The sequence below is a fragment of the Pseudomonas sp. QE6 genome (assembly GCF_041379005.1).
Classification (GTDB): domain Bacteria; phylum Pseudomonadota; class Gammaproteobacteria; order Pseudomonadales; family Pseudomonadaceae; genus Pseudomonas.
Window position 1 is genome coordinate 248,799 of sequence record NZ_CP166873.1, and the last position, 22,280, is coordinate 271,078.

At 67.0% G+C, this 22,280-nt stretch carries 17 protein-coding genes; 15 read left to right on the forward strand and 2 right to left on the reverse strand.

Going from position 1 to position 22,280, the window contains the following annotated elements; genetic code table 11:
• Positions 1–1,032 precede the first annotated feature (1,032 nt).
• Positions 1,033–1,620 (forward strand): methyl-accepting chemotaxis protein, encoded by a 588-nt coding sequence (locus ACAW63_RS01180; RefSeq protein ID WP_371234541.1) that lies wholly within the window; start codon positions 1,033–1,035, stop codon positions 1,618–1,620.
• A gap of 129 nt (positions 1,621–1,749) precedes the next feature.
• Here the strand turns inward: ACAW63_RS01180 and speB are convergent, their stop codons facing one another.
• Complete coding sequence (gene speB / locus ACAW63_RS01185; protein ID WP_371231085.1) at positions 1,750–2,712, reverse strand: agmatinase; 963 nt, start codon at positions 2,710–2,712, stop codon at positions 1,750–1,752.
• A 155-nt stretch (positions 2,713–2,867) separates the two neighbouring features.
• Entirely contained in the window at positions 2,868–3,971 is a 1,104-nt protein-coding gene (locus tag ACAW63_RS01190) for a polyamine ABC transporter substrate-binding protein (protein WP_371231087.1), read from the reverse strand.
• 110 nt (positions 3,972–4,081) lie between these two features.
• Between ACAW63_RS01190 and ACAW63_RS01195 the strand changes: the two genes are divergently transcribed.
• From ACAW63_RS01195 to urtA, 14 genes are all read left to right on the forward strand, one after another.
• Complete coding sequence (locus ACAW63_RS01195) at positions 4,082–4,990, forward strand: LysR family transcriptional regulator (RefSeq protein ID WP_371231089.1); 909 nt, start codon at positions 4,082–4,084, stop codon at positions 4,988–4,990.
• 143 nt (positions 4,991–5,133) lie between these two features.
• Positions 5,134–6,993 carry a protein-disulfide reductase DsbD gene (locus ACAW63_RS01200; protein WP_371234542.1) on the forward strand — a complete coding sequence of 620 codons (1,860 nt, stop codon included), beginning with the start codon at positions 5,134–5,136 and terminating at the stop codon, positions 6,991–6,993.
• Between the two features lie 161 nt (positions 6,994–7,154).
• The gene (gene aroQ / locus ACAW63_RS01205) at positions 7,155–7,598 is read left to right on the forward strand and encodes a type II 3-dehydroquinate dehydratase (RefSeq protein WP_015479055.1); all 444 of its coding nucleotides are present in this window, start codon (positions 7,155–7,157) and stop codon (positions 7,596–7,598) included.
• 24 nt (positions 7,599–7,622) lie between these two features.
• Positions 7,623–8,093, forward strand: coding sequence for an acetyl-CoA carboxylase biotin carboxyl carrier protein (accB, locus tag ACAW63_RS01210; RefSeq protein WP_371231092.1), 471 nt, complete (start codon positions 7,623–7,625; stop codon positions 8,091–8,093).
• Between the two features lie 17 nt (positions 8,094–8,110).
• A complete protein-coding gene (gene accC, locus ACAW63_RS01215; protein WP_371231094.1) occupies positions 8,111–9,460 on the forward strand; it encodes an acetyl-CoA carboxylase biotin carboxylase subunit in 1,350 nt (449 codons plus the stop codon).
• A 171-nt stretch (positions 9,461–9,631) separates the two neighbouring features.
• Positions 9,632–10,510: a 50S ribosomal protein L11 methyltransferase gene (gene prmA, locus ACAW63_RS01220; RefSeq protein ID WP_275608831.1), complete on the forward strand. Its 879-nt coding sequence runs from the start codon at positions 9,632–9,634 to the stop codon at positions 10,508–10,510.
• Between the two features lie 59 nt (positions 10,511–10,569).
• Entirely contained in the window at positions 10,570–12,234 is a 1,665-nt protein-coding gene (locus tag ACAW63_RS01225; RefSeq protein WP_371231097.1) for a DUF3426 domain-containing protein, read from the forward strand.
• Positions 12,235–12,456: 222 nt separating this feature from the next.
• Positions 12,457–13,464, forward strand: coding sequence for a tRNA dihydrouridine synthase DusB (gene dusB / locus ACAW63_RS01230; protein WP_331317598.1), 1,008 nt, complete (start codon positions 12,457–12,459; stop codon positions 13,462–13,464).
• Positions 13,461–13,781, forward strand: a complete 321-nt coding sequence (fis, locus tag ACAW63_RS01235) for a DNA-binding transcriptional regulator Fis (protein ID WP_275608834.1) — start codon at positions 13,461–13,463, stop codon at positions 13,779–13,781. Before dusB ends, fis begins: the two co-directional genes overlap by 4 nt.
• Before the next feature lie 87 nt (positions 13,782–13,868).
• On the forward strand, positions 13,869–15,470 hold the full coding sequence (gene purH, locus ACAW63_RS01240) for a bifunctional phosphoribosylaminoimidazolecarboxamide formyltransferase/IMP cyclohydrolase (protein WP_371231099.1): 1,602 nt from the start codon (positions 13,869–13,871) through the stop codon (positions 15,468–15,470).
• A 102-nt stretch (positions 15,471–15,572) separates the two neighbouring features.
• Entirely contained in the window at positions 15,573–16,862 is a 1,290-nt protein-coding gene (purD, locus tag ACAW63_RS01245; protein WP_371231101.1) for a phosphoribosylamine--glycine ligase, read from the forward strand.
• Between the two features lie 125 nt (positions 16,863–16,987).
• Positions 16,988–19,783 carry a response regulator gene (locus ACAW63_RS01250; RefSeq protein ID WP_371231103.1) on the forward strand — a complete coding sequence of 932 codons (2,796 nt, stop codon included), beginning with the start codon at positions 16,988–16,990 and terminating at the stop codon, positions 19,781–19,783.
• 283 nt (positions 19,784–20,066) lie between these two features.
• Positions 20,067–20,660 carry a MarC family protein gene (locus ACAW63_RS01255; protein WP_371231105.1) on the forward strand — a complete coding sequence of 198 codons (594 nt, stop codon included), beginning with the start codon at positions 20,067–20,069 and terminating at the stop codon, positions 20,658–20,660.
• A gap of 237 nt (positions 20,661–20,897) precedes the next feature.
• Entirely contained in the window at positions 20,898–22,166 is a 1,269-nt protein-coding gene (urtA, locus tag ACAW63_RS01260) for an urea ABC transporter substrate-binding protein (RefSeq protein ID WP_371231107.1), read from the forward strand.
• Positions 22,167–22,280 lie beyond the last annotated feature (114 nt).

Below are 22,280 nucleotides of genomic sequence, written 5' to 3' on the forward strand. Positions count from 1 at the left end.
GGTGACCCGCAGGGTTTGCTGCTGCAGGCCGAGCGTGACCTGCTGGCCGCCCTGGACCAGCTCGGCGCCTACGCCGACGCCAGCCAGAACCCCGCCGCCGCCGAGTACCGCGCGCCACTGCTGCAGGCCGGCCTGCACCTGACCCGTCTGGCCCACGCCCGCGCCAAGCTGGTGGAAAGCGGCAACCCGGCACTGGCCGAGGACATCCAGCGCGAACTCGACAGCCTGCGCCAGCTGGCCGGGCGCATCGACGCCCTGCCCCTGCTCGGCGTCCTGCAACAGCAGGCCTCGGCCTCCGACGACTTCGCCGCGATGATGGGCCTGGACTCCCAGCCCGCCGCCGAGCAGCAGAGCGAGGACCGTGGCGTCGGCCTCAAGCGCGACCTGGCTGGCGTACTGCGCCGCTACCCCGACGAACTGGATCGCACCCGCCAACTGATCGCCCAGCGCCAGCAGCTGGCCAGCGCCACGGCCCAGCGCCTGGGCGCCGTGCAGCAGGCCCTGGCGACGCTGGAGCCGCAGGTGCGCGAGGAGCGCTCGAAGATCCAGGCGCAGGTGCGCCTCATCCAGGGCGCGCTGATCGCCCTGATCCTCGCCACCGCGCTGCTCATCGATACGCTGCAACGTCGCCTGGCGCGCGTACTCGGTCAACTGGTGCCGGCGCTGTCGACCTGGGCCCGTGGCGACTTCAACAACCCCATCGCCCTGGCCACCCGTACCCGCGACCTGATCGAGCTGCAGGAGTCGCTGAACCGTCTGCGCGACTTCCTCGGCACCCTGGTCGGCACCATCCACCAGCGCGCCGAGGAAGTGGCCGGCAGCAGCCGCGCCCTGGCCGAGCTCAGCGGCGGCCTGCACGCCGGCGCCGAGCGCCAGGCCAGCGACACCGGGGAAATCCGCGATGCGCTGGGCCACATGGAAGCGGCGATCCAGCAGGTCGCCGGCGACGCCAGCCAGGCGGCCTCGGCCAGCCAGGCCGCCGGCATGGCGGTGGAACAGGGGCAACGGGTGATCGGCAATAGCCTCGCCGGTATGCGCACGCTGGTCGACGAGGTACAGAGCAGCGCCCAGGCCATCGAGAACCTGGCCGAGGAATCGGCCACCATCGGCAACGTGCTGGGGGTGATCCGCTCCATCGCCGAACAGACCAACCTGCTCGCCCTCAACGCCGCCATCGAGGCGGCGCGTGCCGGCGAACAAGGCCGTGGCTTTGCCGTGGTGGCCGAGGAAGTGCGCTCGCTGGCCCTGCGCACCGCCGGCGCCACCGAGGAAATCCAGCAGCTCACCGAACGCCTGCAACAGGCCGCACGAGAGTCGGTGGAGGCGATGCGCAGCCAGGTCGAACACGCGGAAGTCACCGCCAACCAGGCCGGCGCCGCCGAATGCGCGCTGGACGAAGTGGTCGGCGCCATCCGCACCATCGCCAGCATGGCCGAACGCATCGCCGAAAGCTCCGCGCAGCAGAGCGGCGCGGTCAGCGAGATCCGCTCCCACAGCGAGCGCATCCACGAACTGGGCAGCCAGAACCTGCGCCTGATCGGCCAGGGCCGCAGCCAGGGCGAGCAGTTGCAGGAGCTGGGCGGCGCCTTGCACACCGCCGTGCGGGCGTTCCGGGTGTGAGTTCGCGCAGGCTCGTCGTAGGATGAGTGGAGCCTAGGCGATACCCATGCTGTGAGCGAAACCGATGGGTATCGCTTCGCTCCACGCCATCCTACGTCCGAGTCTCCCCGTGATTGCAGGAGCGAGCTATCAGCGCTCGCCCAGCTTGTGCCGCGCCGCGTACAGGCAAACCATCTCCATCGCCAGGGTCGCGCCGGCCAGGGCGGTGATCTCGGCGTTGTCGTAGGGCGGCGCCACTTCCACCACGTCCATCCCCACCAGGTTGATTCCCCGCAACGCACGGAGGATTTCCAGCGCCTGGTGCGAGCTCAGCCCGCCGCACACCGGCGTGCCGGTGCCGGGGGCGAAGGCCGGGTCGAGGCAGTCGATGTCGAAGGTCAGGTACACCGGGTTGTCCCCCACCCGCGCGCGGATGCGTTCGGCGATGGCCTGCGGCGTTGTGCGGTGCACCTCGCGGGCATCCAGCACCTGGAAACCCATCACGTCGTCGTTGGTGGTGCGCAGGCCGACCTGCACCGAGCGCGACGGGTCCACCAGCCCTTCGCGGGCGGCGTGGTAGAACATGGTGCCGTGGTCGATGCGCTGGCAGTCCTCGTCCGGCCAGGTGTCGCTGTGGGCGTCGAAGTGGATCAGCGACAGCGGGCCGTGCTTCTTCGCGTGGGCCTTGAGCAACGGATAGCTGATGAAGTGGTCGCCACCCAGGGTCAGCAGCGCGCAGCCGGCATCGAGGATGCGCGCGGCGTGGCCCTCGATGACTTCCGGGGTTTCCTGCGGCACGCCGTGATCGAAGGAGCAGTCGCCGTAGTCGATCACCGCCAGGTGGTCGAAGGGGTCGAACTCCCAGGGGAAGTGCCGGGCCCAGGCCATCTGTACCGAGGCGGCGCGGATCGCGCGCGGTCCGAAGCGGCTGCCGGGGCGGTTGGTGGTGGCGGTATCGAAGGGCACGCCGCTCACGACCAGGTCGACGCCGCGCAGGTCGCGGCTGTAGCGGCGGCGCATGAAGCTGGTGATGCCGGCGTAGGTGGATTCGGCAGCGGTGCCATAAAGGCTGTCGCGGGTGATGGCCTGGTCGTTGTCGTGGGCTTGATCCATGGCGTCCTCGTCGTTGTTATCGGTTGATCACGCTTGCTGGGAACGGTCACTTCCGTAGGGCGCATAACCTGGAACAGGTTATGCGCCGGCCTCTAGGCGGCGGATAACGCTGGCGCGTTATGCGCCCTACGAAAGCGCACGTATTGCAATGTTCGTCAGGTGCGCGTGCGGAACGCCGACCACAGCCGGGTGCGCTCGCGCTGCTGCTTCAGGGTCAGCAGTTGTTCGCCGAACAATTTCTGCCGCATGGCCGCCGGCGGGTAGATGTCCGGATCGCCCGCCACCTCGGCGGAGAGCAGCGGCGTGGCCTTCTGGTTGGCGTTGGCGAAGTACAGGGTGTTGGTCAGCTCGGCGATGGACTCGGGGCGCAGCATGAAATCGATGAAGGCCCGCGCCTCCTGCGGGTGCGGCGCGTCCGCCGGGATGGCCATGGTGTCGAACCAGATCAGCGTGCCTTCCCTGGGAATCCGGTAGATCACCTCGAACGGCTTGTTCGCCTGCTTCGCCTGCGCGGCCCCCATCAGCGCATCGCCGGTATAGGTCAGGGCAACGCAGAGGGTGCCGTTGGCCAGGTCATTGATGTGCTTGCCGCTGGCGACGTAGCGCACATTGGGCTGCAGCCTGGCCAGCAGCTCGCGGACCTGGGCGAGGTCGGCCGGGTCGGTGCTGTAGGGCGGCTTGCCCAGGTAATTCAGCGCGACGCTGATGACTTCCTGGGGCGAATCGATCAGCGAGATGCCGCAGTCCGCCAGGCGGCTGGCGTACTCGGGCTTGAACAGCAGGTCGAGGCTATCCAGCGCGGCGTCGGGAATGCGTTTGAGCACCGCTTCCTTGTTGATCGCCAGGCCCACGGTGCCCCAGGTATAGGGCACGCCGAAACGGTTGCCCGGATCGATGGCCGCGAGCTTGGCCAGCAGTTCCGGGTCGAGGTTGGCGAAGTTCTTCAGTTGCGCGTCGTCCACCGGCTGCACGGCTTTCGCCTGGATGGCCCGGGCCAGGCCGCTGCTGGCGGGAAATACCACGTCGTAGCCGCTGGCGCCGGTCATCAACTTGCTGTCGAGGACCTCGGCGCTGTCGAAGGTGTCGTACTTCACGCGGATGCCGGTCTCGGCCTGGAAGCGCTTGAGCGCATCGGCGCCGACATAGTCCGCCCAGTTGTACAGGTTGAGCACCCGCTCCTGCGCCTGCAGGGGCATGGCCGCGAGCAACGCCGCAAGGGGGGCCGCCAGAGCTGCCCGGTAGAACGCACGCATGATCATCGCCTCGGCTTTGTTGTGGTTATGGGGCGAGCATGCCGGGGGCTTTACTTTGCAAAAATACAAAGTTAATTACTTTGGCATTATCCAAAGCCAATGATTGGGACCAGCCGATGCTCAGCCAACTGCGCGACCTCGACCTGCAACTGCTGCGCCTGTTCGTCACCGTGGTCGAGTGCGGCGGCTTCAGCGCGGCGCAAGGCGAGCTGGGGCTGAGCCAGCCGAGCATCAGCATCCAGATGGCCAAGCTGGAGACGCGCCTGGGCTATCGCCTGTGCGAGCGCGGCAAGGGCGGTTTCCGCCTGACGCCCAAGGGCGAGCACTTGCTGCAGGCGACTCGCCGGCTATTCATCGCCATCGAAGGTTTTCGCCATGAGGCCCGCGGGGTCGCCGACAAGCTGCTCGGCGAAGTGCGCCTAGGCCTGTCCGAGGCCCTCGACGAGCGGGTGCTGGCGCAGCTGTCCGAGGCGGTGCGGCGCTTCCGCCGACGCAACGAGGCGGTGACGCTGGAACTGGTGACCACCACACCCGCCGAGCTGGAGCGCCTGCTGCTGCAGGACCGCCTGCACCTGGCCATCGGCTATTTCGCTGGCACCCAGGCGGCGCTGGAGCACGTGCCTCTATTCAGCGAACCCCAAGGCCTGTATTGCGGGCTCGGCCATCCGACCTTCGATGATCCGGCGGTCAGCCGCGCGGCCCTGGCCAACGCCGACGAGGTGCACCACCCCTATCGCTTCATCGCCGCCGACGAGCCGCTGCAAACCCGCCGCAGCAGCGCACGCAGCGAGCAGGTGGACGGCAGCCTGGCCTTCATCCTCTCCGGCGCGCACGTCGGCTACCTGCCCAGACACATCGCCGCGCCCTGGCTGGAGCGGGGCCGACTGCGCGAGCTGCTGCCCGGCGAGCTGGGCTTCGACGTGGCCTTCAGCCTGACCCGCCACCGCGGCCGTCACCCCGGTGATGCGGAGCAGGCGTTCGCCAGCGACCTGCTGGACGCCTTCGGCCAGCCCGCGTCCGATTGACGCAGCAGACGAGCGAACCCCCGCCCGGCGGCGGAGTCCAGGCGCCCGCTCATCTCTTGTCACAGCTCATCCGGCGGCGTCACGGGCCGCGCCGGAAGCTTTCCGCTATCATGCCCGCCACTTACGTAGTCCGTGAGATGTCCATGCGCCGCCTGCTCACCCTGCTCCTGCTCCTCGTTGCCCTGCCCGCTTCCGCCGGCCTGTTCGACAAACCCGCCGACAAGGGCGGCTTCGCCGTCGGGCAACCCGCCAAGGGCGATTTCCTGCCGGTGGCCGAGGCCTTCCGCCTGAGCGTCGAGGACAGCGACAGCCAGCAGGTGAAGCTGCGCTTCATCAATGCCGACGGTTACTACCTCTACCAGCACCGCTTCGGCTTCAAGGTCGAGCCGGCCGACAGCGGCGTGACCGTGGGCGAGGTGAAGCTGCCGCCGGGCAAGCAGCACCATGACGACTACTTCGGCGACACCGTCGTCTATTACGCCATCACCGACCTCGATGTGCCGCTGAACAACCCGCAGCACAAGCCCTTCACCCTGGTGGTGAGCTACCAGGGCTGCGCCGACAAGGGCCTGTGCTACGCGCCGGAAACCACCCGCCTGCAGATCGCCGACGGCCAGGCCGCCAGCGTGGTCACCGCGGCCGCCGCCTCCGCCAGTGGCAGCGCCGCCAAGGCCGCCACCAGCGACAATCCTCTGGCCAGCCTGCTGGGCGACCACGAGCCGGGCAAGATCAAGAAGCTCGGCCGCGCCCTGGTGATCTTCTTCCTGCTGGGCCTGGCGCTGACCTTCACCCCCTGCGTGCTGCCGATGCTGCCGATCCTTTCCGGCGTGGTCCTACGCGGCCGTCCGGGCGGCGCGCGCGGACTGGCGCTGTCGCTGGCCTACGTGCTGCCGATGGCCGCCTGCTACGCGGTGCTCGGCACCCTGATGGGCCTGTTCGGCGCCAAGCTCAACCTGCAGGCGATGCTGCAATCGCCCTGGGTGCTGGTGCCTTTCGCGGCCTTCTTCGTGGTCTTCGCCATCGCCATGTTCGGCGTGTTCGAACTGCGCCTGCCGGGCTTCCTGCGTGAACGCCTGGACAACATGGCCAACAATACCCGCGGCGGCTCCATCGCCGGCGCTGCCACCCTGGGCGTGCTTTCCAGCCTGCTGGTGTCGCCCTGCGTCACCGCTCCGCTGGCCGGCCTGCTGCTCTATATCAGCAGCACCGGCGATGCGGTGGGCGGCGGACTGCTGCTGTTCTCCCTGGGCCTGGGCATGGGCACGCCACTGGTGATCTTCGCCGTCGGCGGCGGGGCCTTGCTGCCCAAGAGCGGCGCCTGGATGAACGGCGTGCGCAACATCTTCGGCGTGATGCTGCTGGCGGTGGCCATCTGGATGCTCGAACGCCTGGTTTCAGGTCCTGTGGCGCTGACCCTCTGGGGCACCCTGGCCGGCGGCGTCGCCATCGCCATGGGCACCCTGGAACTGGGTCCGAAGAAGCCGCTGCAACGCGCCGGCCAACTGCTCGGCCTGATGTTGCTGGTCTATGCGGTGGTCGCCTGGACCGGCGCCCTGCGCGGCGAGTCCGACCCGATGCACCCGCTGGGGCGCAGCACGCCGGGTCTGCATGCCGGCCCGCCGACTTCCACCCCGGGCGACTGGCAGAACATCACCACCCCCGCCCAGCTCGATGCCGCCCTGGCCAGCGCCCAGGCCGCCGGTCGCCCGGTGCTGCTGGACTGGTACGCCGACTGGTGCATCAGCTGCAAGATCATCGAACGCCAGGTGCTGCCGACCCCGGAAGTCCAGGCGCAACTGCCCGGTTTCGTCCTGCTGCGCTTCGACATGACCGCCAGTACCGAGGAACAGCGCGCCCTGCTCGACCGCTTCAACCTGTTCGGCCCGCCGGCCATGCTGTTCTTCTCGGCAAAAGGCGACGAATGGAGCGATCTGCGCATCATCGGCGAGACGGATGCCGCGACCCTCGCCGAACGTCTGCGCCAGGCCTCTTCGCGCGGCTGAAAACGCCCGCCCCACTCATACCGCTGCAATGGTTTTGCCGTAATCGGCTGGCAACATGCCGACATCTACGGCAAAACCTGCATGACTGGACAGTCACGCCGGCTTTCCGGCATAGTCCCGCCCTATCTTTTTCCGCCTAAGAGAAGGACAAGAGCATCCAGATGGCGACCTTACTGGTACTGCACGGGCCCAACCTCAACCTGCTGGGCACCCGCGAGCCCGACAAGTACGGCTCCGTCACCCTCGAGCAGATCAACCAGGACCTGGAGCGCCGCGCCCGCGAGGCCGGCCACCACCTGATGCACCTGCAGAGCAACGCCGAGTACGAACTGATCGACCGGATCCATGCCGCGCGCAACGAAGGCGTGGACTTCATCCTCATCAATCCGGCCGCGTTCACGCATACAAGTGTCGCCCTACGTGACGCATTGCTCGCTGTGAGCATCCCATTCATCGAAGTGCACCTTTCCAACGTGCACAAACGTGAACCTTTCCGGCATCACTCCTACTTCTCCGACGTGGCGGTAGGGGTGATCTGCGGTCTGGGAGCCACAGGCTACCGCCTGGCCCTGGAATCCGCCCTTGAACAACTTGAACGCCCGTGACCTCACCTGGGAGTGCGAACACTGATGGACATCCGTAAAGTCAAGAAACTGATCGAACTGCTCGAAGAATCCGGCATCGACGAGCTGGAAATCAAAGAGGGCGAAGAGTCCGTACGCATCAGCCGCCACAGCAAGACCGCTGCGGCCCCGATCTACGCCGCCGCCCCGACCTACGCTCCGGCTCCTGCCGCAGCCGCTCCGGCCGCTGCCGCCGTTCCCGCCCCGGCTGCCGAAGCCGCTCCGGCTGCACAGGCGCTCAACGGCAACGCCGTGCGCTCGCCGATGGTCGGCACCTTCTACCGCGCAGCCTCGCCGACTTCCGCCAACTTCGTCGAAGTCGGCCAGAGCGTGAAGAAAGGCGACATTCTGTGCATCGTCGAAGCCATGAAGATGATGAACCACATCGAGGCTGAGACCAGCGGCGTGATCGGTCAGATCCTCGTGGAGAACGGCCAGCCGGTCGAGTTCGACCAGCCCCTGTTCACCATCGTCTAAGCCGCGGGGAACCTGCGATGTTGGAAAAAGTACTGATCGCCAACCGCGGCGAAATCGCGCTGCGCATCCTGCGCGCGTGCAAGGAGCTGGGCATCAAGACGGTGGCCGTGCATTCGACCGCCGACCGCGAGCTGATGCACCTGTCGCTGGCCGACGAAGCGGTCTGCATCGGTCCGGCCCCGGCTGCGCAGTCCTACCTGCACATCCCGGCGATCATCGCCGCGGCCGAGGTCACCGGCGCCGTGGGCATCCACCCCGGCTACGGCTTCCTCGCCGAGAACGCCGACTTCGCCGAGCAGGTCGAGCGCTCGGGCTTCACCTTCATCGGCCCGAGCGCCGACGTCATCCGCCTGATGGGTGACAAGGTGTCCGCCAAGGATGCCATGAAGAAAGCCGGCGTTCCGACCGTACCGGGCTCCGACGGCCCGCTGCCGGAAGACGAAGAAACCGCGCTGGCCATCGCCCGCGAGGTTGGCTACCCGGTGATCATCAAGGCCGCCGGTGGCGGTGGTGGTCGCGGCATGCGCGTGGTGCACAACGAGGAAGACCTGATCAAGTCCGCCAAGCTGACCCGCACCGAAGCGGGCGCGGCCTTCGGCAACTCGATGGTCTACCTGGAGAAGTTCCTGACCAACCCGCGTCACGTGGAAGTCCAGGTGCTCTCCGACGGCCAGGGCAACGCCATCCACCTGGGCGACCGCGACTGTTCCCTGCAGCGCCGTCACCAGAAGGTGCTGGAAGAAGCCCCAGCCCCGGGCATCGACGAGCAGGCTCGCGCCGAAGTGCTGGCCCGCTGCGTCCAGGCCTGCGTGGAAATCGGCTACCGTGGCGCCGGCACCTTCGAGTTCCTCTACGAGAACGGCCGCTTCTACTTCATCGAGATGAACACCCGCGTCCAGGTGGAGCATCCGGTGTCGGAGATGGTCACCGGTATCGACATCGTCAAGGAGATGCTCAGCATCGCCTCGGGCAACAAGCTGTCGATCAAGCAGGAAGACGTGGTCATCCGTGGCCATGCGCTGGAATGCCGGATCAACGCCGAAGACCCGAAGACCTTCATGCCCAGCCCCGGCAAGGTGAAGCACTTCCACGCACCGGGCGGCAACGGCGTGCGTGTGGATTCGCACCTGTACAGCGGCTACGCCGTACCGCCGAACTACGACTCGCTGGTGGGCAAGATCATCGCCTACGGCAAGGACCGCGATGAAGCCCTGGCGCGCATGCGCAATGCCCTGGACGAGCTGATCGTCGATGGCATCAAGACCAATACCGAGCTGCACAAGGATCTGGTCCGCGACAAGGAGTTCTGCAAGGGTGGCGTGAACATCCACTACCTGGAGAAGAAGCTGGGCATGGACAAGCACTAAGCGTGTCCCGCTCCGCCGCGCTCCACCACAAGGGCTGCCTCCGGGCGGCCCTTGTGCTTTGCGGCCCCTGCGAGCTGGCATGGCAAGGTGCCGTGCAGTAAGCTTGCCGCCTTTATCTGCGGGCCGCCCAGGCGGCCCGCTGTCTTTCCAGCACCATCGAGGTACCGCCCCATGCCCTGGCTTCAAGTCCGACTCGCCATCACCCCGGAACAGGCGGAAACCTATGAAGATGCGCTGCTGGAAGTCGGCGCCGTATCGGTGACCTTCATGGACGCCGAAGACCAGCCGATCTTCGAGCCGGACCTGGGCACCACCCCGCTGTGGAGCCACACCCATCTGCTCGCGCTGTTCGAGGCCGACACCGACGAGACCGCGCTGGTCGCCCACCTGTCCCTGCTGACCGGCGGCGAGCTGCCGCAGCACCAGATCGAGCGCATCGAGGACCAGGACTGGGAACGCAGCTGGATGGACAACTTCAAGCCGATGCGTTTCGGCCGCCGCCTGTGGATCGTCCCCAGCTGGCACGACGCCCCGGAACCGGACGCGGTGAACCTGCTGCTCGATCCGGGCCTGGCTTTCGGCACCGGCACCCACCCGACCACCTCGCTCTGCCTGCAGTGGCTGGACAGCCAGGAGCTGGCCGGCCAGTACGTGCTGGACTTCGGCTGCGGCTCAGGCATCCTCGCCATTGCCGCGCTGCTGCTGGGCGCCGAGCGCGCCGCCGGCACCGACATCGACCCGCAGGCGCTGGAAGCCTCCCGCGACAACGCCTCGCGCAACGGCATCGACCCGGCCAAATTCCCCGTCTACCTGCCCGCTGATCTGCCAAAGGAGCCAGCGGACGTCCTGGTAGCGAACATTCTGGCCGGTCCGCTGGTCACATTGGCAGAGCAGCTCACCGGACTGGTCAAGTCCGGTGGCCGCCTGGCCCTCTCGGGCATCCTCGCCGAGCAGGCCGAGGAAGTGCGCGCGGCCTATGCCGGCGCCTTCGACCTCGACCCGACCGCCGAGCAGGAAGGCTGGATCCGCATTACGGGTCGCCGCCGCTGACTGCCCGCTGCAAGGGGCTTGGGTTAGACTAATCGTTTGTTTTTCCGCCGGACCGCCGCATGAGCGACAGCTTCATCACACAGTGCCCCCATTGCCAGACCCGCTTCCGCGTCAACTCGGCGCAATTGGGCGCGGCCAGCGGTAACGTGCGCTGTGGAACCTGCCTGAAGGTATTCAACGCCCCGCAGAACATGCTGGACGAGCCGATGGCGGCGCCGACCCTGACCACCGTGGTTCCGCCACCGGCCGCGCCCGCGAAGCCGGAGCCGGCGCCCGTAGCGGCAGCGAACCCCGTGGAGGAGCCGGCCGCGCCGACCGTCGCGCCCCCCGCCCCCACGCCGGCCGCTGCCACCGTCGCCCCGGAAATGCCGAAGCCGTCGCCCGCCCCCGGCACGGCTACCCTCGGCTGGCCGCTGGCACCTCATGCGGCGCGGCACTCCAGCGACGTCGCGGAGAAGCCCGCCGTCCCCGAGCCCAAGGTGGAAGCCAAACCGGCCATCCTGCCGGAGCCCCGCCCCGAAACAGCTCCAGCTCCAGCTCCAGCTCCAGCTCCAGCTCCAGCTCCAGCTCCAGCTCCAGCTCCAGCAGTATCGGTCCCGGCCGCTGCAGTAGCCGCATCCGGCGAGCCGGCCAAGGCCGAAACCGCGCCGGCGAAGCAGGACGAAACGCTGTGGATCCACGACGACCTGGACCTGGACAGCCTCAACCTCGACGAAGAGCTGGCCAAGCTGGACGAGTTCGAGCTATCCCAGGAATTCCTCAGCATCGATCGCGCGCCCGCCCCCAGCGAGGCCCTGCAGATCAGGCAGGAAGAGAAGCGCGACCCGCACGACGAGCGCTGGGCCGAAGCCCTGCTGCAGTCGGAACAGCCTGCCGGCAATCGCGCCGCCCGCCAGGAACCCGACCTCGGACAACTGCCGGCCGATGAGCCGGAAGAGCCCGCCCCCAGCGCTCGCCTCGTGGCCGACAAGGAACCCGAGGAAGAGCCCGAGGAAGAACCGGACGAAGAGCCGCGGATCGAACCGGCTCCGCTCAGCGCCGAAGACGACGAGGAAAAGCTGCCCACCTTCAGCGCCCGCCGCGACGACGATGAGCCCGAGCACGCCGAGGACGATCACGACGACGAACCCGCCGTCGACACACGGACCGGCAGTCGCCGCGCCGAACCCGCGCTGCGCAACGACGGCCTGCACGACCTGAGCGACGAACCGCTGCAACTGGACTGGCAGAAACCCAAGCGCCGCTGGGGCCGCAACCTGTTCTGGCTGCTGCTGATCCTGCTCGCGCTGGCCGCCCTCGCCGGGCAGTACATCGCCTACCACTTCGAGGAACTGGCGCGCCAGGACCAGTACCGCCCCTGGTTCGCCCAGGCCTGCCCGGAACTGGGCTGCACCCTGCCCTCCAAGGTGGACGTGGAACAGATCCGCAGCAGCAACCTGGTGGTGCGCAGCCATCCGGACTTCAGCGGCGCCCTGGTGGTCGACGCGATCATCTACAACCGCGCGAACTTCTCCCAGCCCTTCCCGCTGCTGGAAATGCGCTTCGCCGACCTGAACGGCCAGCTGATCGCCAGCCGCCGCTTCAAGCCCAGCGAATACCTCTCGGGCGAGCTGGCCGGGCAAAGCGAAATGCCGCCGCAGACGCCGATCCACATCTCCCTGGACATCCTCGATCCGGGTCCGAAGGCCGTGAACTACAGTCTGAGCTTCCACTCGCCGGAGTGATCCGGCGGGTAGCCCAGAAGGCCGCCCAGCGCCAGTTCCGCTCGTCTTCCTACCTTGGGTGATAAGCCGCGAGCTGTTCAGAATTTATCCAAATTCGCCTTTATCCGGTCATCGAGAGCGGGTATCATGCCCTCCCTTTTTTGCTAGCACCGGTGGCAGGCCCCGAAACGCTCCCGCGAGTCTTACAGCGCGCGGCGCATCGGTGTTCCCGCCCCATTAACCATGGAACTCAGGTCGGTGGTACGCATCGGCTCCTACACACTGCCCAACAGACTGATCCTGGCCCCGATGGCCGGCGTTACCGATCGTCCGTTCCGCCAGCTGTGCCGCCGCCTCGGCGCCGGCATGGTGGTCTCGGAAATGGTCACCAGCGACGTCCGCCTGTGGAATAGCCGCAAGTCGCGCCTGCGCCTGCAGCACGACAACGAGGATCAGCCGCGTTCGGTGCAGATCGCCGGCGGCGACCCGCAGATGCTCGCGGAAGCCGCACGCTGCAACGTGGAGCTCGGTGCCCAGATCATCGACATCAACATGGGCTGTCCGGCGAAGAAGGTGTGCAACAAGGCCGCGGGCTCCGCGCTGATGAAGGATGAACGGCTGGTGGCCGACATCCTCGAGGCGGTGGTCGCGGCGGTAGAGGTGCCCGTCACCCTGAAGATTCGCACCGGCTGGGACCGGTCGAACAAGAACGGTGTGACGGTGGCGCGGATCGCCGAGCAGTCGGGCATCCAGGCGCTGGCGGTGCACGGCAGGACCCGCGCCGACCTCTACACCGGCGAAGCGGAGTACGAAACCATCGCGGCGATCAAGCAGGCGGTTTCCATTCCGGTCTTCGCCAACGGTGATATCGATTCGCCGCAGAAGGCACGGCAGGTGCTCGAGCTGACCGGGGTGGACGCCCTGCTGATCGGACGCGCCGCCCAGGGCAGGCCCTGGATCTTCCGCGAGATCGATCATTACCTGGGCACCGGCGAAACATTGCCGGCGCCGAGTCTGCACGAAGTGGAGAGCATCCTGCTCGAACACCTCGCTGCATTGCATGCGTTTTATGGGGAAGACATGGGTGTGCGAATTGCCCGCAAGCACGTGGGCTGGTACCTCGCCACCCTGCCGGGTGCGGCGGAGTTCCGCACCCTGTTCAATCGTTTGCAGGACACGGATGCACAGAGCGCCAGCGTCAGGCAGTTCTTCGCCGAGCGCCACAATAACGGAGAAGGGGTGGCCGCATGACAACGATGACCGAGACATTAGTGAGTGGAATGACACCCGTGAGCGACAACACCAACCTTAAGCAGCACCTGACCACTCCGACGCAGGAGGGCCAGACCCTCCGCGACAGCGTGGAAAAGGCCCTGCACAACTATTTCGCCCATCTCGAAGGGCAGCCGGTCACGGACGTGTACAACATGGTGCTTTGCGAAGTCGAAGCGCCGCTGCTGGAAACCGTCATGAACTACGTGAAGGGGAACCAGACCAAAGCCTCCGAACTGCTGGGCCTGAACCGCGGGACCCTGCGCAAGAAACTCAAGCAGTACGACCTTCTCTGACAGGTGGCAGGCGCGGGCCCGCGACCGACCGGTCGGCCGGGCCCGCGCCTGACACGCGAAAAGCCCGAAGCCTTTGTGGAAGCCGTTATGACCGACCAAACCACCCGCCTGCCCATCCGCCGTGCGCTGATCAGCGTTTCCGACAAGACCGGCGTCGTCGACTTCGCCCGTGAGCTGGTTGCCCTCGGCGTGGAGATCCTCTCCACCGGCGGCACCTACAAGCTGCTCAAGGACAACGGCATCGCCGCCGTGGAAGTGGCCGACTACACCGGCTTCCCGGAGATGATGGACGGCCGCGTGAAGACCCTGCACCCGAAAGTCCACGGCGGCATCCTCGGCCGTCGCGACATCGACGGCGCGGTGATGCAGGAGCACGGCATCAAGCCGATCGACCTGGTCGCGGTCAACCTCTACCCCTTCGCCGCCACCGTGGCCAAGCCCGGCTGCACCCTGCCTGACGCCATCGAGAACATCGACATCGGCGGCCCGACCATGGTCCGCAGCGCAGCGAAGAACCACAAGGACGTCGCCATCGTGGTCAACTCCGGCGACTACGAAGGCGTCATCGCGGCCCTGAAGGACGGCGGCCTGACCTACGCCCAGCGCTTCAACCTGGCCCTCAAGGCGTTCGAGCACACCGCCGCCTACGACGGCATGATCGCCAACTACCTGGGCACCATCGACCAGAACGCCGAGACCCTGTCCACCGAGAACCGCCTGCAGTTCCCGCGCACCTTCAACAGCCAGTTCATCAAGGCCCAGGACATGCGCTACGGCGAGAACCCGCACCAGAGTGCGGCGTTCTACGTCGAGGGCGGCGAGGCCAGTGTCTCCACCGCCGTCCAGCTGCAGGGCAAGGAACTGTCGTTCAACAACGTGGCCGACACCGACGCCGCGCTGGAGTGCGTGAAGAGCTTCGTCAAGCCGGCCTGCGTCATCGTCAAGCACGCCAACCCGTGCGGCGTGGCCGTGGTTCCGGAAAACGAAGGCGGCATCCGCAAGGCCTATGACCTGGCCTACGCCACCGATACCGAGTCGGCCTTCGGCGGCATCATCGCCTTCAACCGCGAGCTGGACGGCGAGACCGCCCAGGCCATCGTCGAGCGCCAGTTCGTCGAAGTCATCATCGCCCCGAAAGTTTCCGAAGCCGCCCGCGCCGTCGTCGCCGCCAAGGCCAACGTGCGCCTGCTGGAATGCGGCGAGTGGCCGGCCGAGCGTCCTGCCGGCTGGGACTTCAAGCGCGTCAACGGCGGCCTGCTGGTGCAGAGCCGCGACATCGGCATGATCACCGCGGACGACCTGAAGATCGTCACCCAGCGCGCCCCGAGCGAGCAGGAAATCCACGACCTGATCTTCGCCTGGAAAGTCGCCAAGTTCGTCAAGTCCAACGCCATCGTCTACGCCAAGAACCGCCAGACCGTCGGTGTCGGCGCCGGCCAGATGAGCCGAGTGAACTCCGCCCGCATCGCCGCCATCAAGGCCGAGCACGCCGGCCTGGAAGTGAAGGGCGCGGTCATGGCTTCCGACGCCTTCTTCCCGTTCCGCGACGGCATCGACAACGCCGCCAAGGCCGGCATCACCGCGGTGATCCAGCCGGGTGGTTCGATGCGCGACAACGAAGTGATCGCAGCCGCCGACGAGGCCGGTATCGCGATGGTGTTCACCGGCATGCGTCATTTCCGTCACTAATTAGCGAGCCGCGAGCCGCGAGCCGCAAGCCGCAAGCCAGAGCCCTGCTCCGCTTGCGGCTTGTTGCTTGACGCTTGCCGCTCTCTCCGAAGGAGAGCCCCAATGAACGTACTCATCATCGGCAGCGGCGGTCGCGAGCACGCGCTGGCCTGGAAGGTCGCGCAGGATTCGCGCGTGCAGAAGGTCTTCGTCGCGCCGGGCAACGCCGGCACCGCCACCGAAGCCAAGTGCGAGAACGTCGCCATCGACGTGCTGGCCCTGGAAGAGCTGGCCGACTTCGCCGCGAAGAACGTGCAGCTGACCATCGTCGGCCCCGAGGCGCCGCTGGTGAAAGGCGTGGTCGACCTGTTCCGCTCCCGCGGCCTGGACATCTTCGGCCCCACCGCCGGCGCCGCGCAGCTGGAAGGCTCCAAGGCCTTCACCAAGGACTTCCTCGCGCGTCACAAGATTCCCACCGCCGACTACCGGAACTTCACCGAAGTCGAGCCGGCCCTGGCCTACCTGAAGGAGAAAGGCGCGCCCATCGTGATCAAGGCCGACGGCCTGGCCGCGGGCAAGGGCGTGATCGTCGCCATGACCCTGGCCGAAGCCGAGGACGCCGTGCGCGACATGCTCGCCGGCAACGCCTTCGGTGACGCAGGTTCGCGCGTAGTGATCGAGGAGTTCCTCGACGGCGAGGAAGCCAGCTTCATCGTCATGGTCGACGGCCAGAACGTACTGCCCATGGCCACCAGCCAGGACCACAAGCGCGTCGGCGACGCCGACACCGGCCCGAACACCGGCGGCATGGGCGCGTACTCCCCGGCTCCGGTCGTGACCCCGGACGTGCACCAGCGCGTGATGGACGAAGTGATCTACCCGACCGTGCGCGGCATGGCCGAGGAAGGCAACGTCTACACCGGCTTCCTGTATGCCGGCCTGATGATCGACAAGAGCGGCGCACCGAAGGTCATCGAGTTCAACTGCCGCTTCGGCGACCCGGAAACCCAGCCGATCATGGTGCGTCTGGAAAGCTCCCTGGTCCTGCTGGTCGAGGCCGCCCTGGCCAAGGCGCTGGACAAGGTGGAAGCCACCTGGGACCCGCGCCCCACCGTAGGCGTCGTGCTGGCCGCCGGCGGCTACCCGGGCGACTACGCCAAGGGTGATGTCATCGAGGGCCTGGACGCAGCCGCCCAGCTCGACGGCAAGGTGTTCCACGCCGGTACCGCGCTGAAGGACGGCCAGGTCGTCACCAGCGGCGGCCGTGTGCTGTGCGCCACCGCCATCGGCCCGAGCGTGTCCTCGGCCCAGGAACAGGCCTACCGCCTGGCGGAAAAGATCCGCTGGAACGGCTGCTTCTACCGCAAGGACATCGGCTACCGCGCCATTGCCCGCGAGCGTGGCGAGGGCTGATGCCCGGTTGCCGGAGGCGTTCGATCGTGACGTCTCCGGCAACCCATCCCCGCGTGCCCGTGTGGATTACGGCCTTTTGCGCACTTGGCTATAATCGGGCCACTCACTACCGAAGGGACTTCGCCGTGCGCCGGCTCTGGACTGCCACAGGACTCCTCGTCAGCTTGCTGCTGGCCGCCCTGGTCTGTGCTCCGACCTTCGCGGCAAGCCAGGACCCCGGCTGGTCGCAACTCCACGACAGCGACGCCCGCCTGCAAGTGCAGGACATCCTCTCCCCGCGCTACAGCACCCTCTTCAGCCCGCTCGACATCAACGACCTGCACGCCCCCGCCGGCCCCGGCGCCACCTGGCTGCACTACCGCCTGCCCGTCAGCGAAACGCCTCGGCAACTGCGCCTGTTCGCCCCCAGCCTGGACAGCTTCGAACTCTTCATCGTCCACGGCCAGCATGTGCTGGAGCAGAAGAGCGCCGGCAACCTGTCGCCGCTGCAACGCCCGCTGCTGAGCAGCGATATGGTCCTGCCGCTGCGCGACGCCGCCGAACCGCTCGACCTTTACCTGCGCCTGGCCTCCAGCCAGCCGCTGCGACCGAACATCAGCATCGAAGACGCCAACCAGCCGAACAACGAACAACGCCCGCTGCATTTCGGCATCCTGATCGGCTGTCTCGCCATGCTGCTGGTCTACAACCTCGTGCGTTTCGCCTACACCCGCGTCCCCAGCGGCCTGTGGCTGGCCGGCGTGCACGCGAGCCTGCTGCTGGCCTGCCTCACCCTGTTCGGCCTGCTGAGTCCCTGGTATGGCGCCCACCAGTCCTGGCAACCCCTGACCGCCCAGCTCAGCCTGGTGCTGACGCTGTTCTGCGCCCTGGGCTACACCGCCAGCTTCTTCAGGGGCCTCACCCCACGCCTGCCGCTCAAGCGGCTGCTGCTGGGTGGCACCGCCGGCCTGCTGGCGCTGAGCACCGCGCTCCACCTGCTGCTCGCCCTCCCCATCAGCGACCTGGTCTACGGCCTGATCACCCTGGTCAGTCTGGGCATGCTCTCGGTGGCGCTCTACTACTGGACCCACTCCTATCAGCCGGCGCGGCTGTTCGCCGTGGGCATGGGCCTCTTCGTCCTGGTCTGGTGCCTGAGCCTGCCCTCGCTGCTGGGCTACCTGCCGACCCGTGCCGAATGGCTGGGCAGCGGCCTGCTCGGACTCAGCGCGCTGGTCGGCTTCCTGCTCAGCCTCGCCCTCGCCGAGCGCCAGCGCAAACTCCAGGAAGAGCAGTTCGCCGCCAGCCGCCAGCGCGCCGCCAGCGTCGCCGAGCTCAAGGCCAAGGGCGACTTCCTGGCGAAGATCAGCCATGAGATCCGCACCCCCATGAACGGCGTGCTGGGCATGACCGAACTGCTGCTCGGCACCCCGCTGTCGGCCAAGCAGCGCGACTACGTGCAGACCATCCACAGCGCCGGCAACGAGCTGCTGGCGCTGATCAACGAGATCCTCGACATCTCCAAGCTGGAGTCCGGGCAGATCGAGCTGGACGAAGTGCAGTTCGACCTCGGTGCGCTGATCGAGGACTGCCTGGCGATCTTCCGCGCCAAGGCCGAACAGCAGCGGGTCGAGCTGATCAGCTTCACCCAGCCGAAGGTGCCGCGCATCGTCAGCGGCGACCCGACACGCCTGCGCCAGGCCGTGCTGAGCCTGCTGGACAATGCCTTCAAGCAGACCGACGAAGGCGAAATCCTGCTGGTGGTCGCGCTCGACGGTCCGCCGGACCGCCCGCGCCTGCGCATCGCCGTGCAGGACAGCGGCCGCCCGCTGGACGACGAAGACCGCCAGGCACTGCTCACCGCCGAGCTGCACAGCCGCGACTTCCTCTCCGCTACCCGCCTGAGCAGCCGCCTCGGGTTGATCATCGCGCGCCAGCTGGTTCGCCTGATGTCCGGCGAATTCGGTATCGAAAGCGGCGATGGCGCCGAAGGCGCCGGCAACCTGCTCTGGCTGAGCCTGCCGCTGGATCCGCAGCAACTGCAGCAGCCCAACGCCGACCTCGACAGCCCGCTGCAGGGCGCGCGCCTGCTGGTGGTGGACGACAACCAGACCTGCCGCAAGGTGGTGGTGCAACAGTGCAGCGCCTGGGGCATGAGCGTCAGCGCCGTCTCCTCCGGCAAGGAAGCGCTGGCCCAGCTGCGCACCAAGGCGCACCTGCGCGAATACTTCGATGTGGTCCTGCTGGACCAGGACATGCCCGGCATGACCGGCATGCAACTGGCGACCAAGATCCAGGAAGACCCCAACCTCAACCATGACATCCTGCTGATCATGCTCACCGGCATCAGTAACGCGCCGAGCAAGATCATCGCCCGCAACGCCGGCATCAAGCGCATCCTCGCCAAACCGGTGGCGGGCTATACCCTCAAGGCGACCCTCGCCGAGGAACTCGGGCGGCGCGGCCCCAGCGGCGTGAGCAACTATCTTCAAACCACCAGCGAACCGGCGCCCGCGACGCCGCCGAGCGATTTCCGCATCCTGGTGGCCGAGGACAACAGCATCTCCACCAAGGTCATCCGCGGCATGCTGAGCAAGCTCAACCTGCAGCCGGACACCGCCAGCAACGGCGAGGAAGCCCTGGCGGCGATGAAGACCACGCAGTACGACCTGGTGCTGATGGACTGTGAGATGCCGGTACTCGACGGCTTTTCCGCCACCGAACGCCTGCGCGCCTGGGAAGCCACCGAGCAGCGCCCGCACACCCCGGTGGTGGCGCTCACCGCGCACATCCTCAGCGAGCACAAGGAACGCGCACGCCTGGTCGGCATGGACGGCCACATGGCCAAGCCGGTGGAGCTGTCGCAACTACGCGAGCTGGTGGCCTACTGGGTGGGCGAGCGCGACCGCCGCCTACGCCAGCAGAGCGACGCGCTGCCGTCCTGATTCCCGTATCAGGATTCCTGTAGGAGCGAGCTTGCTCGTGAACCGCACGTTGCCGTTATTTGGGCATGAAGCGAAGCGCTGTTCGCGGACAAGGTCCGCTCCTACGAAAGCAGCACCTCCCCCTCGCACGCGACTCAACCGTAGGAGCGGACTCCGTCCGCGATCCCGATACGATGCCAATCGTGGACAGCGTCCACTCCCAGGCTGGATCATTTCTCCCGCACCGCCCCACCCGCTATGCTTTGCCCTGCCACACCTCTCTCAATCCGGACGAGTTTCCCCCATGCATGTGTTGTCCAGCGTGTACCTGAAGATGCTGGTGCTCTACAGCCCCTTCTTCGTGCTGTCCTGCTTCATCAGCCTGAGCCGTGGCTTCGGTCCCCGCGACCGCAAGCAGATGGCCTGGCGCGTGGCCCTGGCGGCCCTGATCGCCAGCGTGCTGCTGTACCTGTTCGGGCGCTACATCTTCACCCTGTTCGGCATCACCGCCGACGCATTCCGCATCGGCGCAGGCTCCGTGCTGTTCATCTCCGCGCTGGGCATGGCCCAGGGTCGCTCGACGGTGCAGAGCGACAACGTGCAGCAGGACGTCACCATCGTCCCGCTGACCATCCCGATCACCGTCGGCCCCGGCACCATCGGCGCGCTGCTGGTCATGGGGGTGAACCAGGAATGGGAGAACAAGCTGCTGGCCATCGCGGCGATCTTCCTCGCCTGCCTGACCCTGGGCATTACGCTCTACCTCTCCGACAAGATCGAAAAGATCCTCGGCGAGCAGGGCCTGCAGATCGTCAGCCGGCTGATGGGGCTGTTCGTCTGCGCCCTGGCGGCACAGATCATCATGACCGGCGTGCGCGGCTACTTCGTTCCGCAGTAATGCGCACCATTGGGGAGCGTCGTGCGCCAACGCGCGTTCGGCGCACCAAAGCCGCGCACTGAAAAACCTTACCCTTACGACAGAAAATCGCGTCCAGCCCATCTGCGCCAAGGCTTTTGCCTGTTTGGCACGGATGCTGCGATGGCAGCTGCGATCCCGCCCGGGGATCGCCCCATTTCCGGGGAAGCTGCCGCACCGGCAACTCCCCGCCCCTGGATAGCCAAGGAGGCTGCCGCGATGAAACGTCGTCCGCTGTTGAAAAGTACGCTGGCCATGAGCGCCCTGCTGCTCACCGGTCTGTTCCCGTTCAGCTCCCAGGCCGCCGAGACCATCAAGGTCGGCATCCTGCATTCGCTGTCCGGCACCATGGCGATCTCCGAGACCTCGCTCAAGGACATGGCGCTGATGACCATCGACGAGATCAACGCCAAGGGCGGGGTGAACGGCAAGCAGCTCGAAGCGGTGGTGGTGGACCCGGCCTCCAACTGGCCGCTGTTCGCCGAGAAGGCGCGCCAGTTGCTGACCCAGGACAAGGTCGCGGTGGTGTTCGGCTGCTGGACCAGCGTGTCGCGCAAGTCCGTGCTGCCGGTGTTCGAGGAGCTCAACGGCCTGCTGTTCTACCCGGTGCAGTACGAGGGCGAGGAAATGTCGCCCAACGTCTTCTACACGGGCGCGGCGCCGAACCAGCAGGCCATCCCGGCGGTGGAGTACCTGATGAGCGAGGACGGCGGCGCCGCCAAGCGCTTCTTCCTGCTGGGCACCGACTACGTCTACCCGCGCACCACCAACAAGATCCTGCGCGCCTTCCTGCACAGCAAGGGCGTGGCCGACAAGGACATCCAGGAGGTCTACACGCCGTTCGGCCACAGCGACTACCAGACCATCGTCGCCGACATCAAGAAGTTCTCCGCCGGCGGCAAGACCGCGGTGATCTCCACCGTCAACGGCGACTCCAACGTGCCGTTCTACAAGGAGCTCGCCAACCAGGGCCTGGAAGCCACCGAAGTACCGGTGGTGGCCTTCTCCGTGGGCGAGGAAGAACTGCGCGGCATCGACACCAAGCCGTTGGTGGGCAACCTCGCGGCGTGGAACTACTTCGAGTCGGTGAAGAACCCGGAAAACACCAAGTTCGTCGCTGACTGGAAGGCCTACGCCAAGGCCAAGAACCTGCCCAACTACAGCACCGCCGTGACCAACGACCCGATGGAGGCCACCTACGTCGGCATCCACATGTGGGCGCAGGCCGTGCAGAAGGCCGGCAGCACCGAGGTGGACAAGGTTCGCGAGGCCATGGGCGGGCAGACCTTCAAAGCGCCCTCGGGCTTCACCCTGACCATGGACAAGACCAACCACCACCTGCACAAGCCGGTGATGATCGGCGAGATCGAGGACAACGGGCAGTTCAACGTGGTCTGGAAGACCCCCGAGCCGATCCGCGCCCAGCCGTGGAGCCCGTTCATTCCGGGCAACGACAAGAAGCCGGATTACGCGGTGCGCAGCAACTGATCCGGGGCGGCATGACAGCCCCCTCACCCTAGCCCTCTCCCGGAGGGAGAGGGGACCGTTCGGCGCAGGCGGGAAGGCCGCGCTCCGGTCCGCTCTTCCCCCTCTCCCTCTGGG

Excerpts from the sequence above, each read along its gene's own strand:
- ACAW63_RS01180 (WP_371234541.1), top strand. The coding sequence starts at position 1,033 with ATGCGCACGCTGGTCGACGAGGTACAGAGCAGCGCCCAGGCCATCGAG.
- speB (WP_371231085.1), bottom strand. The coding sequence starts at position 2,712 with ATGGATCAAGCCCACGACAACGACCAGGCCATCACCCGCGACAGCCTT.
- ACAW63_RS01190 (WP_371231087.1), bottom strand. The coding sequence starts at position 3,971 with ATGATCATGCGTGCGTTCTACCGGGCAGCTCTGGCGGCCCCCCTTGCG.
- ACAW63_RS01195 (WP_371231089.1), top strand. The coding sequence starts at position 4,082 with ATGCTCAGCCAACTGCGCGACCTCGACCTGCAACTGCTGCGCCTGTTC.
- ACAW63_RS01200 (WP_371234542.1), top strand. The coding sequence starts at position 5,134 with ATGCGCCGCCTGCTCACCCTGCTCCTGCTCCTCGTTGCCCTGCCCGCT.
- aroQ (WP_015479055.1), top strand. The coding sequence starts at position 7,155 with ATGGCGACCTTACTGGTACTGCACGGGCCCAACCTCAACCTGCTGGGC.
- accB (WP_371231092.1), top strand. The coding sequence starts at position 7,623 with ATGGACATCCGTAAAGTCAAGAAACTGATCGAACTGCTCGAAGAATCC.
- accC (WP_371231094.1), top strand. The coding sequence starts at position 8,111 with ATGTTGGAAAAAGTACTGATCGCCAACCGCGGCGAAATCGCGCTGCGC.
- prmA (WP_275608831.1), top strand. The coding sequence starts at position 9,632 with ATGCCCTGGCTTCAAGTCCGACTCGCCATCACCCCGGAACAGGCGGAA.
- ACAW63_RS01225 (WP_371231097.1), top strand. The coding sequence starts at position 10,570 with ATGAGCGACAGCTTCATCACACAGTGCCCCCATTGCCAGACCCGCTTC.
- dusB (WP_331317598.1), top strand. The coding sequence starts at position 12,457 with ATGGAACTCAGGTCGGTGGTACGCATCGGCTCCTACACACTGCCCAAC.
- fis (WP_275608834.1), top strand. The coding sequence starts at position 13,461 with ATGACAACGATGACCGAGACATTAGTGAGTGGAATGACACCCGTGAGC.
- purH (WP_371231099.1), top strand. The coding sequence starts at position 13,869 with ATGACCGACCAAACCACCCGCCTGCCCATCCGCCGTGCGCTGATCAGC.
- purD (WP_371231101.1), top strand. The coding sequence starts at position 15,573 with ATGAACGTACTCATCATCGGCAGCGGCGGTCGCGAGCACGCGCTGGCC.
- ACAW63_RS01255 (WP_371231105.1), top strand. The coding sequence starts at position 20,067 with ATGCATGTGTTGTCCAGCGTGTACCTGAAGATGCTGGTGCTCTACAGC.
- urtA (WP_371231107.1), top strand. The coding sequence starts at position 20,898 with ATGAAACGTCGTCCGCTGTTGAAAAGTACGCTGGCCATGAGCGCCCTG.